This window comes from Leifsonia xyli subsp. cynodontis DSM 46306 (assembly GCF_000470775.1).
Taxonomy (GTDB): domain Bacteria; phylum Actinomycetota; class Actinomycetes; order Actinomycetales; family Microbacteriaceae; genus Leifsonia; species Leifsonia cynodontis.
The window spans coordinates 2,290,870-2,311,987 of record NC_022438.1 but is presented as its reverse complement, the minus strand read 5'-3'; the positions used below and the strand labels follow the sequence as shown (position 1 = coordinate 2,311,987).

General features: G+C 66.6%; 15 protein-coding genes and 5 pseudogenes. 8 read left to right on the top strand and 12 right to left on the bottom strand.

Annotated features, from left to right (window positions below; all coding sequences use genetic code 11):
• Window positions 1-14: 14 nt before the first annotated feature.
• From O159_RS11120 to O159_RS11105, 4 genes are all read right to left on the bottom strand, one after another.
• Window positions 15-1,622, bottom strand: a complete 1,608-nt coding sequence (locus O159_RS11120; protein WP_021755880.1) for a glycosyltransferase family 39 protein — start codon at window positions 1,620-1,622, stop codon at window positions 15-17.
• Window positions 1,623-1,881: 259 nt separating this feature from the next.
• Entirely contained in the window at window positions 1,882-2,739 is an 858-nt protein-coding gene (locus O159_RS11115; RefSeq protein WP_021755879.1) for an aldo/keto reductase, read from the bottom strand.
• 147 nt (window positions 2,740-2,886) lie between these two features.
• Window positions 2,887-3,045 carry a hypothetical protein gene (locus tag O159_RS15085; protein WP_043994290.1) on the bottom strand — a complete coding sequence of 53 codons (159 nt, stop codon included), beginning with the start codon at window positions 3,043-3,045 and terminating at the stop codon, window positions 2,887-2,889.
• Window positions 3,046-3,076: 31 nt separating this feature from the next.
• A complete protein-coding gene (locus O159_RS11105) occupies window positions 3,077-3,337 on the bottom strand; it encodes a LapA family protein (protein ID WP_021755877.1) in 261 nt (86 codons plus the stop codon).
• A gap of 129 nt (window positions 3,338-3,466) precedes the next feature.
• Between O159_RS11105 and O159_RS15945 the strand changes: the two genes are divergently transcribed.
• On the top strand, window positions 3,467-3,604 hold the full coding sequence (locus O159_RS15945; RefSeq protein ID WP_169725695.1) for a hypothetical protein: 138 nt from the start codon (window positions 3,467-3,469) through the stop codon (window positions 3,602-3,604).
• A 127-nt stretch (window positions 3,605-3,731) separates the two neighbouring features.
• Here the strand turns inward: O159_RS15945 and asnB are convergent.
• The 4 genes and pseudogenes from asnB to O159_RS13435 all read right to left on the bottom strand — a co-directional run.
• Window positions 3,732-5,597, bottom strand: a pseudogene (asnB, locus tag O159_RS11095) (asparagine synthase (glutamine-hydrolyzing)); the annotation flags it as partial.
• A 464-nt stretch (window positions 5,598-6,061) separates the two neighbouring features.
• Entirely contained in the window at window positions 6,062-6,793 is a 732-nt protein-coding gene (locus tag O159_RS11090; protein WP_021755875.1) for a hypothetical protein, read from the bottom strand.
• A 50-nt stretch (window positions 6,794-6,843) separates the two neighbouring features.
• Entirely contained in the window at window positions 6,844-7,320 is a 477-nt protein-coding gene (locus tag O159_RS14210) for a LuxR C-terminal-related transcriptional regulator (RefSeq protein ID WP_081689879.1), read from the bottom strand.
• Window positions 7,317-9,272, bottom strand: coding sequence for an ATP-binding protein (locus O159_RS13435; RefSeq protein ID WP_021755874.1), 1,956 nt, complete (start codon window positions 9,270-9,272; stop codon window positions 7,317-7,319). The genes O159_RS14210 and O159_RS13435 overlap by 4 nt, the downstream gene beginning before the upstream one ends.
• Window positions 9,273-9,773: 501 nt before the next feature.
• On the opposite strand from O159_RS13435, the pseudogene O159_RS11080 reads away from it, so the two are divergent.
• Window positions 9,774-10,445, top strand: a pseudogene (locus O159_RS11080) (MFS transporter); the annotation flags it as partial.
• A 200-nt stretch (window positions 10,446-10,645) separates the two neighbouring features.
• Here the strand turns inward: O159_RS11080 and O159_RS11075 are convergent.
• A pseudogene (locus tag O159_RS11075) lies at window positions 10,646-11,789 on the bottom strand (IS30 family transposase).
• A 191-nt stretch (window positions 11,790-11,980) separates the two neighbouring features.
• Here O159_RS11075 and O159_RS14205 point away from each other — a divergent pair.
• Entirely contained in the window at window positions 11,981-12,133 is a 153-nt protein-coding gene (locus tag O159_RS14205; protein WP_081689878.1) for an S-layer homology domain-containing protein, read from the top strand.
• Window positions 12,134-12,235: 102 nt separating this feature from the next.
• Here O159_RS14205 and O159_RS11070 read toward each other — a convergent pair whose 3' ends face one another.
• Both O159_RS11070 and O159_RS14200 read right to left on the bottom strand, forming a co-directional pair.
• Entirely contained in the window at window positions 12,236-12,616 is a 381-nt protein-coding gene (locus tag O159_RS11070; protein ID WP_021755872.1) for a DUF1304 domain-containing protein, read from the bottom strand.
• Window positions 12,617-13,086: 470 nt separating this feature from the next.
• Window positions 13,087-13,945 (bottom strand): annotated as a pseudogene (locus tag O159_RS14200) (IS5 family transposase).
• A 207-nt stretch (window positions 13,946-14,152) separates the two neighbouring features.
• Here O159_RS14200 and O159_RS11060 point away from each other — a divergent pair.
• From O159_RS11060 to O159_RS13425, 5 genes are all read left to right on the top strand, one after another.
• Window positions 14,153-15,181 (top strand): S53 family peptidase, encoded by a 1,029-nt coding sequence (locus tag O159_RS11060; protein ID WP_021755871.1) that lies wholly within the window; start codon window positions 14,153-14,155, stop codon window positions 15,179-15,181.
• A gap of 405 nt (window positions 15,182-15,586) precedes the next feature.
• Complete coding sequence (locus tag O159_RS13430; protein WP_021755870.1) at window positions 15,587-16,516, top strand: RCC1 domain-containing protein; 930 nt, start codon at window positions 15,587-15,589, stop codon at window positions 16,514-16,516.
• Between the two features lie 66 nt (window positions 16,517-16,582).
• Window positions 16,583-17,209 (top strand): hypothetical protein, encoded by a 627-nt coding sequence (locus tag O159_RS11050; RefSeq protein ID WP_021755869.1) that lies wholly within the window; start codon window positions 16,583-16,585, stop codon window positions 17,207-17,209.
• A gap of 128 nt (window positions 17,210-17,337) precedes the next feature.
• Complete coding sequence (locus O159_RS11045; protein ID WP_021755868.1) at window positions 17,338-17,910, top strand: signal peptidase I; 573 nt, start codon at window positions 17,338-17,340, stop codon at window positions 17,908-17,910.
• A 388-nt stretch (window positions 17,911-18,298) separates the two neighbouring features.
• Window positions 18,299-19,699, top strand: coding sequence for an RCC1 domain-containing protein (locus O159_RS13425; protein WP_021755867.1), 1,401 nt, complete (start codon window positions 18,299-18,301; stop codon window positions 19,697-19,699).
• On the opposite strand, the pseudogene O159_RS11035 reads toward O159_RS13425, so the two are convergent.
• A pseudogene (locus tag O159_RS11035) lies at window positions 19,652-21,084 on the bottom strand (cation:dicarboxylate symporter family transporter). The gene O159_RS13425 and the pseudogene O159_RS11035 sit on opposite strands and share 48 nt — an antisense overlap.
• Between the last annotated feature and the right edge of the window lie 34 nt (window positions 21,085-21,118).

The window sequence follows — 21,118 nt, the reverse complement described above, 5'->3', positions numbered from 1 at the left end:
AGCTTACATACAGACTACCGGGAGAGTTCGATCAGCAGGGTCCGATGGGTCGGGACGCGCAGGCCGGTCTCCTCGAAGCCCAGCGTCTCCAGGTCGGCCAGCCCGTAGTCGCTCAGGTTCCCGTCCTCGTCGTCCTCGATCAGCCACACCCGGCGCACCCCGTCGAAGCGGCCGAGCGCCGCGGCCTCCGGCACCGAGTACGCCTTGTCCTCCCAGCCGATGTTCTCCGCGAACGGGGTCCGCAACGTCACGTCCTTCACCGCAGCGAAGCCAGCCGGGTAGGTGCGAGCGGCGAGCCGCGGGCGGCGCGATGGCCGCGTGGACTCGTCGAACACGACGGCATCTCCCGGGCGAGCATATTCGCCGATGGCCGCGCTCACCTCCGACCAGTCCGAGTTGGCCTTCGAGTACGGTCCGCGCTGCGAGAGGTAGGCCGGCAGGCAGATCGCGGCGAACGCCAGCAGCCCGGCCCCCGCGGCAGCAGCCATCGGAACGCGCGAGCGCGACGCCAGCAGACGCGCGGCGAGCAGAACGCCCTCGGCCACCAGCAGCGCCGCCGCGGGAGCCGTGAATGTGGAGTAGCGCGGCGTGTACAGCGGGAAGACGAGGTTCGCCAGGAACAGGACCGCGGTCGGCAGCACGAGCCAGCATCCGGCCACGACCGTCGTCGAGAGCGTGGCCGTCTGTGGCGGTTCGGTCCCCGTCCTCGCCGCCGCCCGCCCGGGCCGGAACCGCCCGCCCGCCCGCCGCCAGAGGAGCAGACCGCCGCCCAGCGCCAGCAGAATGGCCGCCCACGCCGCCATCGTGTCCCACACGCTGCCGAACCAGGGCTCGGCGAGGAGCTGCTGCGGATTCAGCGTCTCTCTGCCGAGGTAGGCGATCTGCCGCCGCTCGAAGAACGCCAGCAGCGCCAGTGGGGAGAGCACGAGCAGCACCGCCCCGGCACTGATCGCCCACGCCCGCAGCACCGGCCGGGAGGCCCGCGCGAAGACCAGGATGCCGAGGTGCGCCACGAGCATCGACGCGAAGTAGAGGAAGAGGTACGACGCCACGGTCATCCCGGCCGCGTACAGCGCCCAGCGCCAGCGCTGCGCCCGCGCCGGAGCGTCCCGGCCCCGGCCGTCGATCAGCCAGACCAGCAGCAGCGTCAGCCAGCCCGCGGCGGCGGCCGTGAACGCGAACGATCGCGCCTCCTCCCCGGCGTAGGTGAGCCGGGGGAGCACGGTCCCGGCGATGCTCGCCGCGATCGCCGCCACCGGACCGCCGTGGCGGCTGGCGAGCACGGTGATGGCGGCCACCGCCAGCCCGATCGCGACCGCGTTGGGGAACCGGATGGCGAACGGGCTGTCGCCCACCAGGCGAATCCAGCCGTGCAGACCGAGGTAGTAGAGGCCGTGAACCGCGTCGACGTGCGTCAGCATCCGGAGCAGACTCGGCAGCGGGCGCTGGGCGGAGAGGAGGGAGGCGGCCTCGTCGCCCCAGAGCGAAGGGACCCCGCTTCCGGCTGCGCTGACGGCGGTCGCGATCAGGCCGAAAGCGACCGCGATCGCGCGGGTCTGGGGCGGGAGCGCGGTCGGCGGTCCGGGTATGACGTTTTTGCTGCGATCGACGACAGTGCTCATAACCATCATTTCTCACCCGGCCGAGACAACGACCCCAGGCAGCCAAGTCCTCTGGGTGACCCCGGGGGAAGCGCTTCGGAGACTCACACGTCCGGGACGGAGCCGGACGGACACAGCAGCCGGACTGACCCGGCAAGCCCAGGCTACTCCTTTTGTGTCGCTCCCCCGGTTCGGGGAGACCGGCGTCCGCGGGCACACCGGCCGCTGCCAGCGCTGTCCCCCGACACGAGGGCTGGACCGCCGTCGCGAGCCGGTGCCTCTACAATTCCCCGCGTCGGGCACGGGCCCACAGGTCGACGCCCGCGTCGATCACGTGCCGGTCGATCGCGGCCAGCTCCTCGGGCGTGAACGACCGGTTTCCGAGGGCGGCGATGTTCTCCTCCAGCTGGCTGACGCTGCTCGCGCCGATCACGAGAGAGGTGACCCGGGAGTCCTCGGGGATGCCGTCCAGGTACTTGTCCGTCAGCATCCCCTGCGCCAGCGCCGTGAAGCCGATCATACCGACCCCCAGCTCCCCGAGGGTGTCCAGCAGCCCCTCCGTCTCGACCCACCGGTTGAGCAGAGAGTACGACGGCTGGTGGATGAGCAGCGGCGTCCCGAGGTCGCTCAGGATCTCCGCCGCCCGCCGGGTCTCCTCCGGGCCGTAGGACGAGATGCCCACGTACAGTGCTTTGCCGCTGCACACCGCAGTGTCGAGCGCGCCCATCGTCTCCTCCAGCGGCGTGCCCGGGTCGGGCCGGTGCGAGTAGAAGATGTCCACAGCCTCGACCCCGAGCCGCCTCAGCGACTGGTCGAGGCTGCCGAGCAGGTGCTTCCGCCCGCCGCCCTTCTCGTACGGCCCCGGCCACATGTCCCAGCCGGCCTTCGAGGAGAGGACGATCTCGTCGCGGTACGGCCGGAGGTCCTCTCTCAGGATGCGGCCGAAGGCGGTCTCCGCCGCACCGTATGGCGGTCCGTAGTTGTTCGCCAGGTCGAAGTGGGTGATGCCGAGGTCGAACGCCCGGCGCACGATGGCGCGCTGCGTCTCGAGGGGCCGGTCGTCACCGAAGTTGTGCCACAGGCCGAGGGAGAGCGCGGGCAGGTCGAGGCCGCTGCGCCCGGCGCGGCGGTACAGCATCCGGTCGTAGCGCGTGGGGGAGGGGTCGTAGCTCAGCCACTAGGCTCGCGGGTCTGCGCGAGGAAGTCCACCAGCGCGCCGCGATCCGAGCGGCGGGGTCCGTGCCGGACTCCGCCGGACCCGCGCCGCTGGCCGGACCTGCGCCGCTCAGGAGCCGCTCGCGCTGCGGCGCAGCCAGCCGACGATCGCGGTGATCACGAAGAAGACGAGCCCGAGGATGGCGAGCCAGAGCAGCCCCTTGACGGCGAAGCCGAGGATGGCGAGCACGGCCCACAGGACGAGGAGAATCACGATGAGAGCAACCATGCTCACAGCCAACCTTGTCGCGGGGCGTGAGTCAACGCTGGTTTTTGCGGGCAGCGCGGTTGCGCGCGAACACCCAGCCGGCGATCGCTCCGATCGCGAACACGATCAGCACCAGCGCCCAGGTCGGCATCGCCAGTTGCGCCCAGAGCAGGAACAGGGTGGCCTGGTCGTTCCCGACGGCGTTCTGGAGGGCCACTACGATGAGGAGCACGACCAGCACGATCGCCAGCCATTTGCGCTTCAGGAATCGGACGAAGGCGTTCTCACCGCTCTGCGGGACTGACGTGCTCATACTCGAAAGTATGCGGCACAGGGGGCTCGCGCGCACTGCCCGATCTGCTTTCGAGCTGTTCGGCTTGGGCTGGAGGGGTTCGGCCCGGACTCCTAGAGTGGTCGTAGCTCGCATGGACAGGGAGACATCATGGCTGCGGCATTCAGCAAAGAGGAGAAGGCGGCGCTCAAGGCCGCCGTCGCGGAGAAGAAGGCCGTTGAACAGGGCGCAGACGCTGCCGCGGCGTGCGATGCCGCCATCGCCGCGATGACCGGTTCCGACAGATAGCTTGCCGAGGCCTTCCACCAGCTGGTCCGGGAGAACACCGCTCTGACCGCGAAGACCTGGTACGGGATGCCCGCCTACGCTGACGCCGGCGGCAAGACCGTTGTGGCCTTCAAGCCGAGCGCGAAGTTCAAGACCCGGTACGCGACCATCGAGTTCCAGCAGGCGGCCGAGCTCGACGATGGCGCTGTCTGGCCAGTCGGCTTCGCGGTGGTCGCAATGGACGCCGCGGACAGGAAGCGCATCGCCGCGATGCTGCGCATCGCGGTCGGGCGCTGACCTCCTCGACGGCCGAGACGGTTTGGGAACGGCGCTCCTGGCGTCGGCTGCGCTCGTTCACAGCCGGAGTTCGGGCCGGTAGATGTCCAGCCACGTGCTGAGGTCGAGCGCCGTTTCCATGCTGTTGCGCACATCCAAGGTCGCTGTTGCGCACATCCAAGGTCATCGTCGCCGGGTCTTGTCGCGTGATCGCCTCGAGCCACCCGCGGTCGATGAGATCGAAGACCCGATCGTCGGCGCCGAGGAGATCTCGGGACTGCTGAACCAGGGCGCGGGCATAGCCGGGATCGGAGGTGGCGGGGTAGGGAGGAGCTTTCGTGCGCTGCAGCACCGACTCCGGCAGCAGATCGGCGGCGGCGGCGCGGAGCAGGCTTTTCTCCCGGCCGTCGAAGGTCTTCATCGCCCAGGGAACGTTGTAGACGTACTCCACCAGCCGGTGGTCGCAGAAGGGGACGCGGACTTCGAGCCCGACAGCCATGCTGATCCGATCTTTGCGATCCAGCAGCATCCGGACGAGCCGAGTCAAGTGCAGGTAGCAGATCTCCCGCATTCGTCTCTCGTGGGCGGACTCGTCCTCGGGCGGCTGGACCTCGGCGATCGCGCTGGCGTACCGCTCATGGATGTAAGCGGGCAGGTCGAGGGCGGCGGTGATCGTGGCGTTGAAACGGTCTCGGACTCGGGTCGGCGAACCGCTGACAGGGAGCGCCATCCACGGAAAAGTCGGCGCGGCCTGAACCTCGGGCTGATGGAACCACCGATATCCGCTGAACACTTCGTCGGCGGATTCTCCGGAGAGCGCGACCGTCGAGTGTGCGCGGATGGCCTGGAACAGCAGGGAGAGCGAAGCGTCCAGGTCCCCCAGGCTCAGGGGGCTGTCGCGCGCCGTGATCACCGCCCGTCGCACGGCGGGGTCGGCGATCGCATCGTGGTCGAGCACGATCGTCTCGTGCTGCGATTGGACGTGCGAAGCGACGGCCTGTGCGTAGGGCGCGTCCGGCGTGGAGCGCAGCTCGTCCGCGACGAAATCGTCTTCCCGCCCGACGAAGTCGACAGCGAAGCTCCGCACCTTCTCCCCGTGGCGGGCAAGCTGGGCTGCGGAGAGCGCGGTGATCGCGCTCGAGTCCAATCCCCCGGAGAGCAGAGTGCAGCGAGGAACGTCGGAGACCAGCTGGCGGCCGACGATGTCCTCGAGCAGCGAGCGCACCGTCGCGATGGTCGTCGGCAGGTCATCGGTGTGAGGCCGGGTGGCCAGCGTCCAGTAGCGATACTCCCGGAGGCCGGAACGACGGACAGTGACCACTCCGCCGGGGACGACCTCACGCATTCCGCACCACACCGCGCTTCCCGGCGTCTGCGCGAAGCTGACCGCCTCACGCAAACCGTCGAGGTCGACGGCGCGGTCTGCCAGCGGATGGGCCAGAATCGCTTTCGGCTCGGAGCCGAACAGCGCTCCGTCATCGGTTTCGAAGAAGTAGAGCGGCTTGACGCCCATTCGGTCCCGGATCATGACGAGCTTCTCCGCTCGCGCATCCCAGATCGCGAAGGCGTACATTCCGTTGAGATGCTCGGCGACAAGCCTCATCCCACTCCAAGTAGCCGTGCAGCACCACTTCGGTGTCGCTGCGCGTCTGGAACCGGTGCCCGCGACGCATCAGCTCCCCCCGCAGCTCGGAGAAGTTGTAGACCTCGCCGCTGTAGGTGAGGGTGACCGCGCCATCGTCCGTGTGAGCAGACATGGGCTGGCTTCCCCCTCGACATCGATGATGGCCAGGCGACGGTGGCCGAGCGCGCCGTGTCTGTCGAGCCACACCCTTCGGCGTCGGGTCCACGGCAAGCCATGGTCGCCGTCATCGCGTCCACGCTTTCGCGGTGCTCTGTCAGGTCCCGATCGAAGGAGACCCAGCCGACGATTCCACACATGGATTTCGTCTTTTCTCTTCGGCGAATTGGCCTGGGTCTCGTTCCTTTCGGCTGCTCCTCCGGCAGGCGCCGGCCCGGTGGATTCGAGGTCAGCATAGTACGTGTTTTCTCTGTTGTCCGGGGGTGTGGCTGCCCCCGGAGCGCGCCGTGGCGGGGGCTGAGCGCTTAACGGATCTCGCCCCGGCGTGTCCGGAGACAGGGTTCCTTGGCAGGACCTGTCTCACGAAACGCCGGGGCGAGTCGGTGAGCAGTGGATTTCCGTCAGGGGGAGGTCACGGGAATGCGGTTGGAGTCGCTGATCCCTTCGCCCGTGTTCGGGTCGTAGGACTTGACCTCAGCCTGTCCGTCGATGCTCCGGCTCGTGACCAGGGTGAAGGAGCCGTCCCTTTTGGCGTACGTGATCCTGCCTTCCGGGTCGTACCATCCGATCTGCGGATCGTTCGTCGTCTTCATGCGGGCTCCGGGCAGCGCCCAGCCCGTGATCGTGACCGTGCCGTCGCTTCCCCGAACCGCGGAGTCGATATGCGCCTGAGGGATGACGGGAAGGGGGGACCCGCTGATCACTTCGCCCGTTTTCGGGTCGAAGGACTCGACGACGGCCACCCCGGCAATGGTCCGCTTCGTGACCAGAGTGAAGGAGCCGTCCGCAGTGGCGTAGGTGATCCCGCCTTCCGGGTCGAACCATCCGTAGTCCGGATCGTTCGTCGTCTTCAGCCGAGCGCCGGGCGGCGCCCAGCCCGTGATCGTGATTCCGTCCGGCCCGCGCACCGCCGAGACGACCTGGGTCAGAATCGTCGCGTTGTCGTCGCCGATCCGGCCGTTCCCGTTGTCACCGCGGGCGGTGTCGTGGGATGCCAGCGCGCTGCTGTGGCCGCCACCGGCCACCGTGTGGGCGGCGGCGGAGGCGCTGCTTGCCGATCCCACGACCAGGGCGACGGCGCAGACGGTGGGGACGAGCCAAGCGAGGCTCTTCTTCTTGTAGCTGAGAGCCATTCGAGAGAGAGGTCGATCGTTGTCATGGTGCTTCCTTCATCACCGGTGAGTCAGGGAGGTTTCCCCTTGTGCAAAACGGGGGTTCGACCATGACGATGACAGGCGATAGCCCTGTCTAAGTACACCGATAAGTACACGGATAAGGAGACCGGATTCCGGCGGAGCGCCTGACCGCACAGCCCTCTTGACTGCTCTGCGCAGTGTGGGCGGAATGCGCGATCGACTGGGTGGAAGCGTGCTGTGCCACTCATGCCGAGCCTGGTCCTTGTGCATCGGCTGTCGCACGCGTGGACCGCGACCGCGGGGTGTCCTTTGGTCACTCCGTCAGGCGGCGCGACTCGTTGGCTATGAGGTGCTTCCGCGACTCGTAGCCGAGTTTGAACGAGCGTGTTCTGCACATGCCCCTCGACCGTGCGGACCGAAAGCGTCAGGCGGAGGGCGATCTCGCGATTGCTGAGCCCTGCCCGCACCAGGCGGCGGATCTCCCGCTCGCGCCGCGGAGGCCTCGGCGGCGTAAGCCTCGTCACCGAGAACCTCCCGGACGGCGGCTTCGATCGGTGCGCGGTCGGCGGGTTGCTGGAGGAAGTTCACGGAGTGCCGGCCGATCGTGTCCCAGACCGCATCGGCGGTCCCGAGCGCACGGGCGGCGCCGACGGGGTCGCCGAGCTCCACGAGGCCGCCGGCGACCAGTCTCCAGACTGGCGCCGGTGTCGTGGGTCAGTGTCGTCTGGGTGAGGCGGACGCACTCCTCGGCGAAGTCGATCGCCGTCTGCGCCTCGCCGCGGGTGAGGGCGTTCACACCGCGTCCGAACATCAGATAGGAACGGTCGAGGACCTCTCCGGTGAACGTCGAGCGCTCGACGAACGTCCTCGTCAGCTCATCCGCGCGCTCGCGGTGCCCCAGCCGGTCGTGCATCAGCGTCAGCAGCGGCTGGATTCTGGTCCCCAGGAGGATGTGGGGATTCTTCATCGCTGCGGGCAGAGACCGCTCGTAGAGTTCGATGGCCTCGTCCCCGTCGGGCAGGAGAGTCGCCATCCCGATGTCGTAGATGAGGTGCGCGTCCGCGTACCCGATCTCGTCCGCCCGCTGGAGCGCTGCGGCGAAGCGGGGTTCGGCGGCCGGCATGCCCTGGGCGATCCCGGCGAAGTAGGCCCGCATGATGAGGGCCTCGACCACAGTCTCGTCGGTCTCCGCCATTCCAGAGAGAACCGTGTCCAGCCAGCCGATGAGCTCTCCCAGCCGGTCGCGGTCCACCCAGAGCTGCCGCCACAGCGGCACGAGCAGATCGAGGCAGCTCCGGTGGAGCGAGAGGTCGGCACAGGCGAAGTCGATCGCCGAACGGACGTCGGGGATCGCGTGGGAGATCTGCGCCTGGAGGGAGCGCTGCCGCGCGCTCGCCCACTCGGCTTCCACCTCGCTCACGAGATCGATGCAGCGGTCCAGATGGATGCGGCGGGCGAGGGTGTCTTCGCCGGCGGATTCGAGGGCCTCGCGCCCGTACTCGCGGAGGGGGACCAGGAGGGAGAACCACACGCCGTGCTCATCCCGGCTCGTGCTGAGCACGGACTTGTCCACGAGCGAGTGGGCGAGATCGAGCGTGTTCTCGACGTCCGGGGTGACTCGCCGGGTCACATACTCGATGGTCGAGAGGGGGATTTGCCCGGTGAAGACCGAGAGGAACCGCCAGACCCGTTTCTCGTCCGGAGCGCACAGATCGTAGCTCCACCCGATCGACCGGCGGATCGAGGCGTTGCGGTCCGAGCGCCCGCGGTCCGCCGTGAGAAGTCTCAGCGGCGATTCCAGCCGTTCCAGCAGCTCCGCTGGCGAGAACAGCGCAGCTCGCGCCGCAGCGAGCTCGATCGCGAGCGGAAGCCCGTCCAGGCGCGAGCAGATCCGCTCGACGGTGCGGAGCTCGGACTCCAACTCCACTTCCGGGTTCCGGGCGGCGACCCGCATCAGGAAGAGGCGGGCCGAGTCTGAGGGCTCGTCTCCGGCGCCGGCCGGGGATTTCAGGCCGAGGACCGGGAGAGCGAAGATGGCTTCGCCGTCGATGCCCAGATGCTCGCGAGAGGTCGCGATCACCCGGACCGACGGGCAGCGCTTGCGGATCTGACCGATGAGCTCGCGGCACTCCGGGAGGAGATGCTCGCAGTTGTCCACGACGAGGACGGCCTCCCGGCTCGCCAGGTAGTCGATCAGCGAGGCGGAGTCTTGGCCGATCTGCCGCAGCGTGCTGCTGATCCCGTCGTCGAGGTCGACCGATCGGGCGAGAGGGAGCACCCAGACCGGGAGGGCGAAGCGTTGCGAGAGCCGGCCGGCCAGTTCGAGGGCGAAGCGGGTCTTGCCCACCCCGCCGGGGCCGGTGACGGTCACCAGGCGCGACGCTTCGGACAGGGCGAGGGCGCTGCGGAGTTCGGAGCGTCTTCCGACGAGCGGGCTCGTGCTGAGAAAATCTGAGATGTTACCGAACTGTTTCATCTGTCATTCCTGTGAAGGTGAGACCATTCTTGCTCCCGGGAAGCCGAGCTGCGAACGGACTCGCCCGGTTCAGCCCCCGCTCTGGGGGCGGCGCGCCCTCCGGCAGTCTCTTCGCACGATGCCCGGCGGCGGAACGCCCCTCCCTCCACAGGCCCTTCCGCAGGAGCTGCGCGCCCCGAGCCGCCGTCGGCGAGGGAGCGGCGAAGCGTGGCGGGAGACGCATACTCGCGTAGCCGATCAGGTAGTAGTACTACGCGGGATTTCTCACATCACCGTTGGCATTTTAGGTGAACTACCCGAACAGTGCGGCCCCGGGTCGCACTCGAATGGAGCGTCGAGGGATCCGAAATGCCTCAGCTTGATCTGGTGGGCCGCTCGGCCTCCGCATCCATCGTCCATTCCTCCCTGGCTGGAGCTGGCGAACAGGAGCGTCGTCTGCTGGAGCGGGTCCGCGCCGGCGACGCGAACGCTTATGGCGAGCTCTGGTCGCGGCACCGCAATGTCTGCGTCTCGCTCTGGATCGCGGAGACCCTCCCGCGGGCGTGGCGGCACGACGCCGGGCACGCGACCGTCGGCCAGCGCTACAGGTCTGTGCTCAGCGACCGCGTCTTCGTCGGCATCGCGATCGTCGGCGCCGCGAACTTCACCGGGCTCTTCTCGTACCTCTCCGCGAGCTCGTTCGTCTTCCAGCAGATCTACTCGTTCAACCCGCAGGAGTATGGCCTGCTCTTCGCTGTGAACTCGATCGGCATCATCATCGGTGTGCAGTCCGCTTCGCGCCTCACGAAGTATGTCGGGCCGCAGTGGATACTCGCTGTCTCGACCGTGGTCATGCTCGTCTCCTCTCTCCTCATCGTCTTGCTCGACCAGGCGCAGGCCGGCCTGTGGGGGGTCGTCGTCCCGCTGTGGTTCTTCATCGCCGCCTGCGGTTTCGGCTTCCCCTGTGTGCAGGTCCTCGCGCTGAGCGCCCATGGCCACGAAGCCGGCACGGCCGCGAGCCTGCTCGGCGCTCTGAACTTCGGGATCGCCGGGATCGTCTCGCCGATCGTCGGCATCCTGGGCACCGGCAGCGCCGTGCCGATGGGCGCGGTGATGGCGGTGTGCGCGCTGGTGTCGATCGCGTCCCTGTGGCTCGTCGTCCGGCCGCGGACGGTTCCCGAACTCGCGCACTGACGCCGCCACGGCGGCACGCCAGCGGCGCCCGCGCCGCTGGCCGATGGTCCCGGCGTCTGTCGCGGTCGGGCTCGGCGTGATCATCGCTGTCCCGCCGTGGGAGCCGTTCGCCTGAGCTCTCGCGCTGAACGCCACCCAATACGCGACGTTTGTCACGGTCCAGGGGAATTGGGGGTGGGTTCTAACAGTGGTCGCAACACTCATGGATGGTGTGTTTGTTCTAGCAGCGTAGTGAAGAGGGTGTTCGGGGTCTTCCAGCCGAGGATTTTGCGGGGTCGGTTGTTGAGTTCGGCGGCGACGAGGGCGAGCTCTTTCGGGGTGTGTGTTCTGAGGTCGGTGCGTTTGGGGAAGTAGTCCCGCAAGAGCCGATTCGTGTTCTCGTTGCTGCCGCGCTGCCAGGGCGAGTGCGGGTCGCAGGAGTAGATTCTCGTTCCTGTTGCGCGGCTGATCTCTTCATGTCTCGCCATTTCCCAGCCCTGGTCCCAGGTGATTGAGCGGCGTAGTTCGGGCGGGAGCGCCGCGAGAGCAGGGACGAGCTGATCGCGGAGGCTCTCGGATCTGTTGACAGCGTCAACAGGCAACAGGAGAGTGAACCGGGTCGTTCGCTCGACGAGTGTGGCAATCGCCGAACGGTTGCCGAGCCCCATGATGAGGTCGCCTTCCCAGGCTCCGGGGACGCTGCGGTCCGTGGGCGCGAACGGACGGTCATGGATCGTGAGCGCAGCGTTGAATCGGATCCTGCGCCGGGCGATCACGCGGGGTGCTTTGCGTCTGTCGCGTTTGGTGCGCAGCATTCGGCAGAGTTCGCGCGGGAGTGCGCCGCCGCGGTAGTCGTAGAGGTCGCGGTAAATCGTCTCATGCACCACGCGCATGCTCGGATCGTCAGGATGCTGCTGACGCAGGTGCTGACAGATCTGAACGGGACTCCAATACTTCTTCAACAGCCCACGGATCTCCTGCTGCAATCGGGGGTTGGAGGCGATCTTCCCCGGCCGGTCACGGGCACGGCGACTCCTCGCGAGCCGGTGCGCATGGAACGGTCGATACTTCCCCAGTGATCCCGCGATTGCGGCGCACTTCCCGGCTGATTGTCGACGGTGCTCGTCCCAGGTCGGCTGCGATACTGCGGATGCTCGCGCCCGTCCTGAGTTGGTCGGCGATCCTCACCCGCTCGTCCTCCGATAAGAACCGGGCCGAGACCGTCGTCACCACCGGAACCTCATCGATCGGCGGATAGTAACGCACTTTGCCCGTGACCAGGTCGCGATGTTTCCACCCGTTCCGCCAGTTGTTGCCCAGCTTGCGGCGAATCCCGAGCATCCGGCAGATCTCGGAGGTGTTCATTCCCTGCCGCCACAACTCGATATATCATGCACGCTCGGCCGACATCGGTGCCGGCCCGGTCATCTTCTGCGACGTCCTTACAAGTGTCATAACAACTCCCGAAACTAGCCGGTGTTGCGACCACTGTTAGAACCCACCCTGTCAAGGGGGCTGCGGCTGCGGCCAAGCCTGCTCGCGCGCCCTTCACGGATGTGCCCGCCGCTAGCAAGTTCGCCGGTGAGATCGCGTGGATGAAACAGTCCGGGCTGTCGACGGGCAACGCTGATGGCACTTACTTGCCCAAGGCGGAGATTACGCGGGAGGCCATGGCGGCCTTCCTCCACCGAGCCCGGAACATGCGCTGACGGACGCATTGGCGATCGGGCCGGGCGTCGTCGCACACGCGATGCTGCCCGGTCCTCGTTCTCGGCGGCGCACCGACCGGCATACGGTGGCCGCGACCGGCGCTACGACAGCAGCATCAGGACGATGCCGATCAGCGGCAGCGTTCCCTGGATCAGCGCCGAGCGCAGATGCCCGGAGCCACTCGTGACCAGCACGACCGCTGCGGCCAGCATGGACCCCATTGTGAACAGGATGAGCGCGAGCCCGGCTCCCGGCGTCCCGACCCTGTAGAGGATCAGCCCGACGATCGCCCCGATCGCGAGGAACAGATTGTAGAAACCCTGGTTGTAGGCCAGCGGTCGTGTCGTCTCCGCCGCCGCCTGGTCGGTCAGACCGAACCGCCTCCACACCGCCGGTCGCGTCCAGGTGACGCTCTCCATGAAGAAGATCGCGATGTGCAGGGCGGCGGCCAGTGTGACCATGACGGTGGCGAGGACGATCATGCCGCCAGCATACAGCGATACCGGCGGCGTGTCGGTAACGTGCAATATTCGATCCTGCAGAGTTCGTCTGCTTACGCCTCTCGGCGGTAGCATGCCCAGCGGGCCGGCACGGTCCCGTCGAGCGCCACACGCAGCATCCTTAGTAGTCCTCCGAAGCTATGCAGCTAAAGTGCCCGCGAATGGCCTTTGGGCGGAGAATCCGTCATTGGGTGCCGTGCGCACGAAGGCCCGAGTTTAGAGCCTCGGGCTCGCAGTGGCCAGGCGGGCAGGGGTGGCCAGGCACAGGAGAGCACAATATGGGGCGATGACATAATGTAGCAGTCATGTCGGACGTCAATTGGGTTGTCGATCCCATCACTCAGATTGAGCTTGTGATCCCACCCTTCGCTTCATCCGAGCGCGCAATCAAACGCGCAGCACTCGAGCGAGACGGCGGCCTGCGACATATTCGCTTCTACTTAGAGGTGGTTTCAGTAGTCGTTTTTGGTGAGTTTGCGGGCGCTGGTGATCGCGATTGCTAGAGCGACGAGCGCCGTGATCGTTGAGGCGGTGCGGTCGTAGCGAGTGGCGAGTTTCCGGAAGGCGAGGATCCAGGCCATGGTGCGTTCGACTACCCAACAGTGTTTACCCAGTCACTGTTTGGAGTCGACTCCGATTCGTGCGATGCGTGCCTTGATCCCACGACAACGCAGGTAACAGCGGACGCGGCGGTTGTCGTAAGCCTTATCGGCGTGGAAGATAACCGGGCGGCGTCTGGGCCGACCGCGGCCGACGCCCTTGATCGCGGTGATGTTGTCTAACACAGGTTCCACGAGCATGGAGTCGTGTCGGTTGGCGCCGGAGATCTCCACATGCAGCGGGAGTCCGTTGCGGTCGGTCAGGACATGGTACTTGGTGCCCCGTTTCCCACGATCCGTGGGGTTAGGTCCAGTGAGATCGCCCCCCTTTTCGCCCGGACACTTACGGAGTCCAGGCAGGTTCTTGACCAGTCGATCATGCCAGCCTGGCCGAGTTCGTCGAGCATGATCTTCCGCAGTGCATCCCACGCGCCCGCTTCGGACCATTCACGCAGACGCCGCCAACAAGTGACCCCGGACCCATACCCCAACTCGGGCGGGAGCTTCTCCACGGGATCCCCGTCAGCAGCACGAACACGATCCCAGCGAACACCTTCCGGTCAGGAACCCGAGGCTGCCCAGCCCGCCCATTGACCACAGGCGGCCGAGGCGGAATCAACGGCTCCAGCCGCTCCCACAACATATCCGTAATGAACCGATCCTCAGCAAGCGTCGACACTCGACCAGCATCCCCGCTAACCAGCCACAACAACCACCGCCACGCCGACTACTGAAACCACCTCTAAGATGGAACGAACCCGTGGCCATTCTGGGAAGACGATGCCGAGTTGTACATGCCTACCGCCCACGATCTCGGACTTGACGCTGACCTGACGGCCGCTCTAAGGGATTGGTACGACTCGTGGAACGCGAACGTGCGCTACAACAGTGAGCTCACAGATCCAGCGTGGTTCAGTGCGTGGCTGCTACGTGGGGACGACCTCGCAAAACGCAGGGCGAGCAGACGCTCGATGTCGAGGCGGTGCATGCCATCGCACCGGCAGCGCGCATCCTCTACGTCGGCGCCACGAACTGCCTGGGCGGCGTAGACCTTGCGTTGTCCAAGGTTCTGGACAACAAGCTCGCGAACATCGTCAGCAACTCATACTCCTCCACAGAATATGACTCTCGTCATGACTTCAAACGCGAGGTCAACCTGCAGTTGCAGGCGATCGGTGAGGGCATTGGCCTGTACTACGCGAACGGGGACGATGGCGACAACAGCCTGATCCTCGGCCACCCGTCGGCGAATTTCTCCGACTCCTCGCCGTGGGTCACTGCGGTGGGCGGCACGAGCCTCGCGATCGATAAGAACGGCCGCCGCAGTTGGGAGACCGGCTGGGGTGACCAGGCAGACCTGATCGTGAAGAACGCCCAAGGCGGCCTCGAGTTCGACTCGCCGCTGCCCGGGCCGGCGGAAGGCTTTTTCGGCGGTGCCGGCGGTGGCCCCTCTGCGGTTTTCACCGAGCCGGACTATCAGCGTGGCGTCGTTCCGCAGTCGTTGAGCGAGGGCCTCCGCGTCTCTTCGGACATCGCTGCGCTGGCCGATCCGTTCATCGGGTTCCAGGTCGGCCTTCGCCCGATCATCAACGATGACACCCTCGAGACCGGCGGCTACACCACCTCCGTCACCGGCGGAACCTCGCTGGCCACTCCGATCGTCGCCGCCCACATCGCCCTCGCGCAGCAGGCGACCGGCACCGCCGTCGGGTTCGCGAACCCGGCGCTCTACGCCCTCAATCGTGTCCTGCCCGGCGCCTTCCAGGACATCCTCCCGCAGCAGAACCCGCCGCAGGCTGTGGTTCGCACGAATCCGCTCACCGGCCACACGTTCTTCGTGACGTTCGATCAGGACCTGGGGCTGAAGACAGCGAAGGGCTACGACCCCGTCACCGGTCTCGGCAGCGTCTCGCTCGACCTGCTCAAGCGGGTGGCGGGCAGCCACTGACGTTCCTCGCGAAACTCCGCGGCCGGTCGCCCCGCGCAGGGCGGCCGGCCGTTCGCGCCGAACGGGCGACGCAGGCCCGGTGACCGTCCTCCGCCTCGGCTGCCCGGGAGGCGGGTGCGCTCACCGCCCCGTACGAGGCGTTTTCGATGGCGGGCATAGCGGCACTGGCGCATTCTGTCGTAAATGGTTTTTATCCCAAAAAAGAACGTTATTTACTCTATTGCCCGGCGTGTCGACGTTGTCATCGTCCCGCAGGGCGGCCACTGCACAGGCGTTCCGCTCGCGGTGGCATGGAGTCGCGATTCATTCCGGGTGACCGGAGTGCTCGTATCAGGAACTCGGCTCAACGCTCTAACACTGCACTTCCCGATCCATACGCTCCCACTCCCCCTCCCCTGGAAGATCATGCATAAGTTTTTCATCCCCCCGCGACGACGGCGGTGGGGGAGAATCTTCACCTGGCTGCTCACCAGCCTCTGCGCGCTCGTCGCCGTCGCTGTCGCCGGGTCGCCCGTAGCGGTCTCCTGGGCCATGTGGGTCGGAACCAGCAGCAACACCGGTGACAGCTGGAGCATCGGCTCCTTCTGCACCGCCCCCGCAGCCCTCCCCGCCACGGGCGACGCCCATGGCGGAACCCGCGTCGCACTCACCCTCCCCGCTACCGCCCCTCTCGCCTTCAGCGCTGTCGACGGCGGCAATAGCCACAGCCTCGCCTTGGCCTCGGAGGGCACGGTCTGGGCGTGGGGATACAACCTTTACGGTCAGCTGGGCGATGGCACCACTACCGAATCCCATGTCCCGGTGCAGGTGAAGGGTCTCGAGGGGAAGACCATCGCGGCGATCGCTGCGGGCGGCAATCGCAGCACGGTGTTGGCCTCCGATGGGACGGTCTGGGACTGGGGGTACGGCAAACAAGGTCAGCTGGGCAATGGCGTCGCCGCGGACTCCGGCACTCCGGTGCAGGGGCTCGAGGGCAAGACCATCGCCGCTCTCGCCGACGGTTTCGACCACACCCTCGCCCTCGCCTCCCGCGGCGCTGTCTGGGCGTGGGGATACAACCTCTACGGGCAGCTGGGCGAGGGCACCACCGTGAACTCCCTCGCCCCGGTGCAGGTGAAAGCAGCCGACAGGACCGTGGGCAAAGCCACCGGGGTCGCCGTGGGAGGCAGCGCCGCCGCCGATATCGTCATGGCGGATTGCCCCGAACTCACTGTGATCTTCACCACGCCCGCCCATGCCGCCGGTGCGACCGATATCACCGTGACCACACAGACCAAGTCCGGCGCTCCCGGACCCACTCTCACTTATTCCGGAGGATTCGCATACACCACCTGAACGAAACACAAGCTCTGACCCATCGACGTCAACAACCATCCATCCAAATAGTTAAGGAATTCACAAATGAAAGCTTTCAAAACCCGCCGTGACGGTCGTCTCCTGCAGAAGAAGGTTCGCCTGTCGCGGCGCGCACGCATCTTTCGCGCCGCTGCCGTCGTGGCCGCGCTCGCGGTGAGCGGCTTCTCGGTGTCCCAGGCGTCGTACTCGGCGTTCAGCTCTTCGGTCTCGAACACCGGAAACTCGTGGAAGACGGCGAGTTTGAGCCTCACGTCCAACGTGACCACCCCACTGTTCACGCCGACCAACATCGTTCCCGGTCAATCCGCCAGCAACACGATCACGATCACCAATGGCGCCGGTATCACCGGAGGGGTCAAGGCCTACGCGACGAACGCGTCGGATCTCTCGTCGATCGCTCAGTACTTCACGGTCACCATCGTGGAGGGGTCGCTGACGGGCGGCACGTTCACTCCCGATCAGAACGGGACCGTCTACAACGACAGCCTCGGGAAGTTCCTGACGCAGGACACCTCCTACTCGACCGGCGTCGGAAACTGGAAGCCGACCAGCGCGACGACGAAGACTTACCAGATCACCTGGACGTTCAGTGCGAGCGCTCCCAACCCTGTTCAGGGCAAGACGCTCTCTGCGGATCTCACCTGGGAGATCCAGCCTTCGGCGGCGAGCTGAGATGATCCACCAGGTATCGCTCGAGCCCTCCCCAGGACATCCACGCTCAGCACTCCCCGGCGCGAGACGCGTCTCTCGGGGTGAGGTGGTCGCCCGTGTGATCACAGCGAACGTCTGCAGACGTAACCGTGTGGTACCTGGTCGGCTTGCTGGTGTGGGTGATCGCTCCGTTCGCGATCGGCTGGCACGCCACCACGGTGATGTCGGACTCCATGTCGCCGGGGATCGCGGCGGGGGATCTCGCCGTCGTGCGTCCGGTGTCGGCCGATCAGCTCCGGGCGGGGCAGGTGGTCCAGTTCGACGACCCCGACCATGCCGGCCGGTTGCGGTTGCATCGGCTGGTGAAGATCCAGGGCGACACCCTGACCACCAAAGGCGACGCGAACGCCCGCTCCGACTCCTCACAGGTCACCGCGAACACGGTCCACGGCGTCGGAGTGCTCCGTGTCTCCGGGATCGGCATCCCGGTGAAAGCCTTCACCGAGCACAATTACCTCTTCTTCGCGCTCCTCGCTATCGCCGCGATCGTCCTCATCGCGGGAACCCGCCTCGATCACGCTTACGACTGGATTCCTGTCGACGACGAACCCGGGGAAGAAACCACTCACGAAAGCTGGGCACACCAAATGGACGACGACCGTTTCGACGGCCTCCTCGATCTGGTCGGCTCCGGCTCTGGCGGACACAGCGCCTCTCCCTGACTGCGCTGCGCAGGGAGGGGAGGGCCGTCTTGGTCATGCCGAGAATCCCTCGCAGCACTTCCTCGAGCGGTCGACGGGCTCCTGCCGTCCCGTCGGAGCTTCGTGAGCCGCTCGAGAGGGCCGGGACTGTCGTCGCTCATCGGTGCGGCCTGACCTGCCGGCACGGATGTCCCCCGATGCCTAGGGGAACTTCGGCGCCACCTAAATGCGTCCCGCACCACTCATTCCGGCGGTTCGTCCTCTAGTGTTTCGATTGCTTGTGTCCCTCTCTCCCAACCCGTTTCGGATTTTCGGTGTTCCGCTGGCACTGTTCAGCTGCACTGAGCCGCCTCGAATCGCGCTCGACTCGCGATACGGATCTGCGTGCTGTGACCCCGGAGCTCTCTCTATGAAAAAGACCCTGATCTCTCTGTTCGCCGCTGTCGGCGTCTCCGTTGCTCTCTCCCTCGGCGCGAACCCCGTCGCGGCCGCGACACCCACCCCCGATGCCGGTCCGACCGCTGGCGGCACCCGTCTTCGGATCGGCCCCGTGGGGGTGACGTTCACCGCTGTCTCCGCGGGAACCTCGTCCGTCTATGCGCTGGGCGACGATGGCGCTGTGTACGCCTGGGGCGACAACGAATACGGTCAGCTCGGGACCGGCACGACCGTCGATGCTCATGCTCCGGTCAAAGTCACGGCTCCGGCCGGGGTGAGCTTCACCGCTGTCTCCGCCGCCGGCCCGTCGGCCTACGCCGTGGGCGATGACGGTAAGACGTACGCTTGGGGATTCAACGGCTACGGTCAGCTCGGCACGGGCACGACTCTCGATGCTCATGCTCCGGTCGCCGTCGCCCTTCCTGCTGGCGTGAGGTTCACCACCGTCTCTGCGGGGAGCCTCTCTGCCTATGCGCTGGGGGATGACGGCAAGACGTATGCCTGGGGCGACAACGACTATGGTCAGCTCGGGACGGGTGGCACCGCCAACGCTCACGCCCCGGTAACCGTCGCGGTCCCGGCCGGGGTGAGGTTCGCCTCTGTCGCTGGAGGAAGCGGGTCGGCCTACGCCCGTGGTCAGGATGGCGATACCTATGCCTGGGGCGACAACGATTACGGTCAGCTCGGCAGGGGCGACACCGCCAACGCTCGCACCCCCGTCGAGGTCGCCGCCGGAGTGGAGGTGACCGGCGTCCTTTTCGGTTCGCTTCCCGGCACTGCTGTGAGCAGTCAGGGTGGGAAGACGTGGACGGTCACATCTCCCGCGCATCGGAGCGGCACCGTCTCCCTCTCCGTCTCCTACACGCAGTTCGGAGAGCGGAAGAGCCTCACCGCTGGGAGCTTCACCTTCGGCAAGGCCCCGGTCGTCACGGAGAACCCGGCTTCCCAGACCGTGAGTCCCGGAGACTCGCTCACACTGACAGCAGCCGCCGACGGCGACGAAACCCCCACCGTTCGCTGGCAGAGCCGAACACCCGACGGAAACTGGGCGGACATCCCGGACGCGACAGCGCCCCAGTACAAGACAAACCCGATCCGGACGAGCCAGACGTATCGGGCAGTGTTCGCCAACGCCCTCGGCACCGCGACAACGACACCGGCCACCATCACGATCGCGACGCCGACGCCACCGCCCCCGACCCCACCGACACCAGCACCCTCGATCTCGTCCCCGGCCCCGCTGGCCGTCGCCACAGGAGACCTTGCAGCGACAGGCTCGACGATCGGACTCCTCGGCCCTCTCGCCGCGCTCCTGCTCCTCGCCTCAGGAATCATCGCTGTCCGTCACCGCCACTGGACTGGCCACAGATGAGATTCCGCAACAGCGAATCTGGCGGGCTTCCCCGGCGTCAGTTCGCGTCGACTGGTTCATCGCGCTGCTCACCGGTCGCTGGGGCGGCTCGGTTTCTTGACGACCGGTGAAACGAGCCTCGTCGAAGGGCAGGCGGCCCGCGAGCACCTCAGCGACGCGCTGATGGTCCACCTGTCGTGTCCAGGTGCCGATGAGCAGAGGGCCACCGCGTTGCCTGTGAAGTTCGTCACGGCGCGGGCCTCTGACATGAAGCGGTCGATGCCGACGATGATGCCGACGCCGTTCACCAGATCGGGCCGGTAGGTCTGTAAGCCCGCGGCGAGCGTGGCGATGCCGGCGCCGGTGACTCCGGCTGCCCCCTTCGAGGCGATGATCATGAACGCGAGGAGCCCGAACTGCTCGGGGATCGACATCGGCGTTCCCAGCCCATTGGCGATGAAGAGCGACGCCATGGTCAGGTAGATCGCCGTGCCGTCGAGGTTGAACGAGTAGCCGGCCGGCACTGTGATGCCCACAACGGGTTTGGAGACTCCGACGTGCTCCATCTTGGCGATGAGGCGGGGCAGGGCGGCCTCTGACGAAGACATGCCGACGATCAGGAGGTACTCGCGGCCGAGGTAGCCCATGAGTCTGAAGATGCTCACTCCCGTGACGAGCTTGAGGAGCAGCCCGAGGACGACGACGATGAACACCGCACAGGTTGTGTAGAAGGCGACCATGAGGGTCGCGAGGCTGACGATGGCCGCCCAGCCGGTCGATCCGACCACGCCCGCGATGGCGCCGAACGCGCCGATCGGGGCCAGCCAGAGGATCATCGACAGGATGCGGAACACGAGCGCTTGCAGGTTCTTGAGACCGGCGAGGAGGGGCGCGCCCCTCTCGCCGAGCGACTGAAGCGCGAAGCTGGTCAGGAGCGCGACAAGCAGAACCTGGAGCACGTTGCCGGATGCGAGCGGTGACAACAGGCTGGTCGGCACGATTCCGAGCACGAAATCCTGAGTGCTGACGGGCTTTGCGGTCGCCGTGTACGTCGCACCCGCGATGTCGAGTCCCTCACCGGGATGGATGATATTGCCGACCAGCACGCCGATGCCGAGCGCGAGCGTCGACATCACCAGGAAGTACCCGAGCGCCAGCCCTCCGATTTTTCCGACGGTGGCGGCCTTCGCAATGGACCCGACCCCGATGACGATCGTGCAGAAGATCACCGGGGCGATCATCATGCGGATGAGGGCGATGAACCCTGTGCCGATCGGGGCGAGCCTCTTGGCGAGATCGGGGACAGTGAGGCCGAAGACAGCGCCAGCGACAACCGCCACGATGACGGCGAGGTAGAGGTAGTGGTTCCGATCCATCCTGTGTGGAGCTTTGTGCGCCATTGCCATGAGGTCTTTCCGATCTGGTCGTGACGTCCGCGTC

Excerpts from the sequence above, each read along its gene's own strand:
- O159_RS11120 (WP_021755880.1), bottom strand. The coding sequence starts at position 1,622 with ATGAGCACTGTCGTCGATCGCAGCAAAAACGTCATACCCGGACCGCCG.
- O159_RS11115 (WP_021755879.1), bottom strand. The coding sequence starts at position 2,739 with ATGCTGTACCGCCGCGCCGGGCGCAGCGGCCTCGACCTGCCCGCGCTC.
- O159_RS15085 (WP_043994290.1), bottom strand. The coding sequence starts at position 3,045 with ATGGTTGCTCTCATCGTGATTCTCCTCGTCCTGTGGGCCGTGCTCGCC.
- O159_RS11105 (WP_021755877.1), bottom strand. The coding sequence starts at position 3,337 with ATGAGCACGTCAGTCCCGCAGAGCGGTGAGAACGCCTTCGTCCGATTC.
- O159_RS15945 (WP_169725695.1), top strand. The coding sequence starts at position 3,467 with ATGGCTGCGGCATTCAGCAAAGAGGAGAAGGCGGCGCTCAAGGCCGCC.
- O159_RS11090 (WP_021755875.1), bottom strand. The coding sequence starts at position 6,793 with ATGGCTCTCAGCTACAAGAAGAAGAGCCTCGCTTGGCTCGTCCCCACC.
- O159_RS13435 (WP_021755874.1), bottom strand. The coding sequence starts at position 9,272 with ATGAAACAGTTCGGTAACATCTCAGATTTTCTCAGCACGAGCCCGCTC.
- O159_RS11070 (WP_021755872.1), bottom strand. The coding sequence starts at position 12,616 with ATGATCGTCCTCGCCACCGTCATGGTCACACTGGCCGCCGCCCTGCAC.
- O159_RS13430 (WP_021755870.1), top strand. The coding sequence starts at position 15,587 with ATGCATAAGTTTTTCATCCCCCCGCGACGACGGCGGTGGGGGAGAATC.
- O159_RS11050 (WP_021755869.1), top strand. The coding sequence starts at position 16,583 with ATGAAAGCTTTCAAAACCCGCCGTGACGGTCGTCTCCTGCAGAAGAAG.
- O159_RS13425 (WP_021755867.1), top strand. The coding sequence starts at position 18,299 with ATGAAAAAGACCCTGATCTCTCTGTTCGCCGCTGTCGGCGTCTCCGTT.